The organism is Nonomuraea sp. NPDC001684 (assembly GCF_053596515.1).
Map to the genome: position 1 here is coordinate 1 of NZ_JBSFGJ010000613.1, position 4,502 is coordinate 4,502.

Consider the following 4,502-nt stretch of genomic DNA (forward strand, 5'->3'; position numbering starts at 1 on the left):
TCGTGGGGTCGTCGGGGCAGGTCGCCACGAAGGCCAGCTCGCCCGGCTGGCGCCGCAGCACGTGCCGCCAGAGCGAGCCGGGGTCGCCGTGGAAGAGCGATGTCACCGACTGTGGTGCCTGCCAGGTCCAGGCACGCCAGCTCGATGGGGACGACGTCACTCATCGCCTCGCCGGTCGGTTAGTTCTCGCTGCCGGTCGCCTCGGTCCAGAGATCGAGCTCGGCGCGGTCAGCCTGCACCTTACGCCAGATCAGCAATCCCCCAAGGGCGACCAGCGCCAGAACGAGCAGCTTCTTCACGGTGTGACCCCACTTCTTCGACGGTCTCACCTGCCGGGGTGAGACCCAACGGTTGACATGCAGCCTAGCAAGGGATGGCTGCGCTCCTTGTGTTGCGCACGAACCTGATGTGCGGCTTGTGCGTAGAACGAGCCTTCAGCTCGGCCTGGATCATCCCTTCGACCCCGGCCTGTCTCCATCCCGTCCTGGGCAACCTGCCAATCACTTCGGACAACATCCCGATCATGCCAAATATCCGGACGTCCCGCGCGCGCGGCATACCCCTGCCCGTATCTTACGTTCCCGCCGCCGCCCAGTTCATGGTGATCGCGAAAGCGTCCGTCGCGATGCCGGAGACGCAGCGCGGTCTCGGCTTCTCGGCCGGCGGCGGGGGCCCGCTGTACGAGGTCGTCCGAGCTGTTCGGGGCGTATAGGGCGTTCGTCCCCGGATGGGTGGCGCCGATCGGCGGGCCAGTGATCGCCACCGCGGCGGGGACGGCCTGGGCGGGATCGCCGGGCGCACGGTGCAGGGTGTCGGCGGCGCGCTCATCGCCCCCGCCGCGATTCCTCTGCTCGGGGTGCTCTTCGGAAACGACCACCGCGGTTTCCGGGCCGCCTGTCCGGGCACCGCGGTGGTGGCCGGTCGCCGCGCGACGCTCGCCGCCCCGTTGAGGCGCCAGCGGTCCGTACGCGAAACCGTGAGCTGAATCTCATGCCCTCCGGAATACCCTGGGGGGGTACCGTGTTAGAGTATTCGGCAGGAACCGGAACCGCGTTGAAGGAGACCGTAATGAGCACCGCCACCTACACCGTCAAGGGCATGACCTGCGGCCACTGCGTGAGCTCGGTGAAGGAGGAGGTCGGCGGCGTGGCCGGCGTCACCGGCGTCGAGGTCGACCTGGCCAGCGGGCGGCTCACCGTGACCAGCGAGAGCCAGGTCGAGGAGTCCCAGATCGCCTCCGCGGTCGAGGAAGCCGGATACGAGCTGGTCGGGCAGTCATGAACACCGCCGCCAAGCTCGGCTCCTACGCCCTGGGGCTCGCCGTCGTCTTCGGCGGGGCCCTGGGCGTGGGCCGGGCGGTCGGCCCGGTGGCCCAGGACCCGCCGACACAGAGCCACACCGCCATGGCGAAGAGCCAGCAGGCCCACGAGGGCCAAGACGCCCTGAAGGGCCAGGAGGCCGGCGAAGGGCAAGAGGGCCACGAAGGGCAGAAGAGCGAGAAGAGCCAGGAGCGCGGGACGCCGGAGCAGGCGTCCAGTGACACCCCCGGGGGGCTGCAAGTGTCGCAGAACGGATACACCCTCAACCCGCTGACCCCGATCGAGACCGGCAAGGCCACCGACTTCCGCTTCGCGGTCACCGGCCCGGACGGCCGCCCGGTGACCGACTACCAGGTGGAGCACGACAAGAAGCTGCACTTCATCGTGGTCTCCCGCGACCTGACGACCTTCCTCCACCTGCATCCGGAGATGACCCCCGACGGCATCTGGTCGGTCGGGCTGACGCTGCCGGCGGCGGGGCCGTACCGGGCCTTCGCCGACTTCGCCCCGACCGGCGGTGGGAACCCGACCGGCGGTGAGAAGCTGACGCTCGGCACGGACCTGCAGGCCGCCGGCGACTACCGGCCGAAGCCGCTGCCCGAGGCGAGCCGCTCCTCGAAGGTCGGCGACTACACTGTGAGCCTCGACGGAGACCTGGTCCCCGGGCGGGCGAGCAAGCTCACCCTCTCGGTGAGCAAAGACGGCGAACCGGTCACCGACCTGCAGCCCTACCTGGGCGCGTACGGCCACCTGGTCGCCCTCCGCGCCGGTGACCTGGCCTACCTGCACGTGCACCCCGAGCAGGGCGAGAAGGCCGGTCCGCAGATCACCTTCTACGCCGAGGTGCCGAGCATCGGCGACTACCGGCTGTTCCTCGACTTCAAGCACGGGGACGAGGTCCGCACCGCGGACTTCACCGTGCGCGCCACGCAGGGCGACGCGACCGCCGCGGAACCGTCGGCCCCCCACGGCCACTGAACACCGAGACATCGAGAAAGGAGAGGTGATGTCTTCCCTCACCGAGGAAAAGGCCGTCGAGCTCGCGATCGGCGGAATGACGTGCGCGTCCTGCGCCAACCGCATCGAGCGCAAGCTGAACAAGCTTGAGGGCGTGACCGCGACGGTCAACTACGCGACGGAGAAGGCGAAGGTCACCTTTCCCGACGGGCTCGACCCCCAGACGCTGATCAGCGAGGTGGAGAAGGCCGGGTACACCGCCGCGCTCCCGGTCGCCAAGGAGCGGGAAGAGCAGGCCGGGCAGGCCGAGCCCGCCGACGAGCTGCGTCCGCTGCGCGACCGGCTGATCGCCGCCGTCACGCTGAGCGTGCCGGTGATCGCGATGGCGATGGTCCCGGCGCTGCAGTTCACGAACTGGCAGTGGTTGTCGCTGGTGCTGGCCGCGCCGGTCGTGGTCTACGCCGGCTGGCCCTTCCACAAGGCCGCCTGGACGAACCTGCGCCACGGCGCCGCCACCATGGACACGCTGATCTCCATCGGCACGCTGGCCGCCCTCGGCTGGTCGCTGTGGGCGCTGTTCTTCGGCACGGCCGGCACGCCGGGCATGACGCACCCGTTCGAGCTGACCATCGAGCGCACCGACGGCTCGGGCAACATCTACCTGGAGGCCGCGGCGGGGGTGACCGCGTTCATCCTGGCCGGACGCTACTTCGAGTCGCGTTCCAAGCGGCGGGCGGGGGCCGCGCTGCGGGCCCTGATGGAGCTGGGCGCCAAGGACGTCGAGCTGGCCGACGGACGGCGGGTGCCGGTCGAGCAGCTCAAGGCGGGCGACACGTTCGTCGTGCGGCCGGGCGAGAAGATCGCGACCGACGGCGTGATCGAGGAGGGCACCTCCGCGGTCGACGCCTCGATGCTGACCGGTGAGTCCGTGCCCGTCGAGGTGCGTCCCGGCGACGCCGTCACCGGCGCGACGGTGAACGCGGGCGGCCGGCTGGTGGTGCGGGCCACCCGGGTCGGCGCGGACACGCAGCTCGCCCAGATGGCCAAGCTGGTGGAGGAGGCCCAGACGGGCAAGGCCGAGGTGCAGCGGCTGGCCGACCGCGTGTCGGGCATCTTCGTGCCGATCGTGATCGCGCTGGCGGTGGGCACGCTGGGCTTCTGGCTCGGCACCGGCAACGGCGCGGGGGCCGCGTTCACCGCGGCGGTGGCCGTGCTGATCATCGCCTGCCCGTGCGCGCTCGGCCTGGCCACGCCCACGGCGTTGCTGGTCGGCACCGGCCGGGGCGCACAGCTCGGCATCCTGATCAAGGGGCCGGAGGTGCTGGAGTCCACCCGCCGCATCGACACCATCATCCTGGACAAGACCGGCACGGTCACCGAGGGCAGGATGACGCTGGTCGACGTGCACCTGGCCGAGGGCGAGAGCCGCGAGGAGGTGCTGCGGCTGGCCGGCGCCATCGAGCACGCCTCCGAGCACCCGATCGCCCAGGCCATCGCCAGGGAGGCGAAGTCCGACGCGACCGTGGAGGACTTCGCCAACGTCGAGGGGCTCGGCGTGCAGGGCATCGTGGACGGGCACGCGGTCCTGGTCGGCCGGCCGAGGCTGCTGGCCGAGTGGTCGCAGCACCTGCCCGCCGACCTGGCGGCCACCCTTGAGGAGGAGCAGGCCAAGGGCCGCACGGTGGTCGCGGCCGGCTGGGACGGCAAGGCCAGGGCGCTGCTGGTGGTGTCGGACGTGGTCAAGGAGACCAGTGCGGAGGCCATCGCCAGGCTGCGCGCGCTGGGCCTCACCCCGGTGCTGCTGACCGGCGACAACGAGGCCGTCGCCCGGCAGGTCGCGGACGAGGTCGGCATCGACGAGGTGATCGCCGAGGTGCTGCCCGCCGACAAGGTGGACGTGGTCAAGCGGCTGCAGTCGGAGGGCAAGGTCGTGGCGATGGCCGGCGACGGCGTCAACGACGCGGCCGCGCTCGCCCAGGCCGACCTGGGCCTGGCCATGGGCACCGGCACGGACGCCGCCATCGAGGCGTCGGACCTCACCCTGGTCAGAGGCGACCTGCTGGTGGCCGCCGACGCGATCAGACTCTCCCGCCGGACGCTCGGCACCATCAAGGGCAACCTGTTCTGGGCCTTCGCCTACAACGTGGCCGCCCTGCCGCTGGCCGCGCTCGGCCTGCTCAACCCGATGATCGCGGGGGCCGCGATGGCCTTCTCCAGCGTGTTCGT

General features: G+C 71.0%; 6 protein-coding genes. 5 read left to right on the forward strand and 1 reads right to left on the reverse strand.

Going from position 1 to position 4,502, the window contains the following annotated elements:
• Positions 1-179: 179 nt before the first annotated feature.
• Positions 180-299, reverse strand: a complete 120-nt coding sequence (locus ACWCSD_RS48480; RefSeq protein ID WP_013130296.1) for a DLW-39 family protein — start codon at positions 297-299, stop codon at positions 180-182.
• Between the two features lie 74 nt (positions 300-373).
• Here ACWCSD_RS48480 and ACWCSD_RS48485 point away from each other — a divergent pair, with 74 nt between their 5' ends.
• The 5 genes from ACWCSD_RS48485 to ACWCSD_RS48505 all read left to right on the forward strand — a co-directional run.
• Positions 374-712 carry a hypothetical protein gene (locus ACWCSD_RS48485; protein ID WP_449925913.1) on the forward strand — a complete coding sequence of 113 codons (339 nt, stop codon included), beginning with the start codon at positions 374-376 and terminating at the stop codon, positions 710-712.
• A 15-nt stretch (positions 713-727) separates the two neighbouring features.
• Complete coding sequence (locus ACWCSD_RS48490) at positions 728-985, forward strand: hypothetical protein (RefSeq protein WP_449925916.1); 258 nt, start codon at positions 728-730, stop codon at positions 983-985.
• An 83-nt stretch (positions 986-1,068) separates the two neighbouring features.
• Complete coding sequence (locus tag ACWCSD_RS48495) at positions 1,069-1,281, forward strand: heavy-metal-associated domain-containing protein (protein WP_352323852.1); 213 nt, start codon at positions 1,069-1,071, stop codon at positions 1,279-1,281.
• Positions 1,278-2,297: a hypothetical protein gene (locus ACWCSD_RS48500; RefSeq protein WP_449925921.1), complete on the forward strand. Its 1,020-nt coding sequence runs from the start codon at positions 1,278-1,280 to the stop codon at positions 2,295-2,297. Before ACWCSD_RS48495 ends, ACWCSD_RS48500 begins: the two co-directional genes overlap by 4 nt.
• A gap of 28 nt (positions 2,298-2,325) precedes the next feature.
• Positions 2,326-4,502 (forward strand): heavy metal translocating P-type ATPase (locus tag ACWCSD_RS48505; protein WP_449925924.1); only part of this gene is annotated, 2,177 nt, incomplete at its 3' end.

Bases quoted from the DNA above. Each gene is read 5' to 3' on its own strand.
- ACWCSD_RS48485 (WP_449925913.1), top strand. From the start codon at position 374: ATGGCTGCGCTCCTTGTGTTGCGCACGAACCTGATGTGCGGCTTGTGC.
- ACWCSD_RS48490 (WP_449925916.1), top strand. From the start codon at position 728: ATGGGTGGCGCCGATCGGCGGGCCAGTGATCGCCACCGCGGCGGGGAC.
- ACWCSD_RS48495 (WP_352323852.1), top strand. From the start codon at position 1,069: ATGAGCACCGCCACCTACACCGTCAAGGGCATGACCTGCGGCCACTGC.
- ACWCSD_RS48500 (WP_449925921.1), top strand. From the start codon at position 1,278: ATGAACACCGCCGCCAAGCTCGGCTCCTACGCCCTGGGGCTCGCCGTC.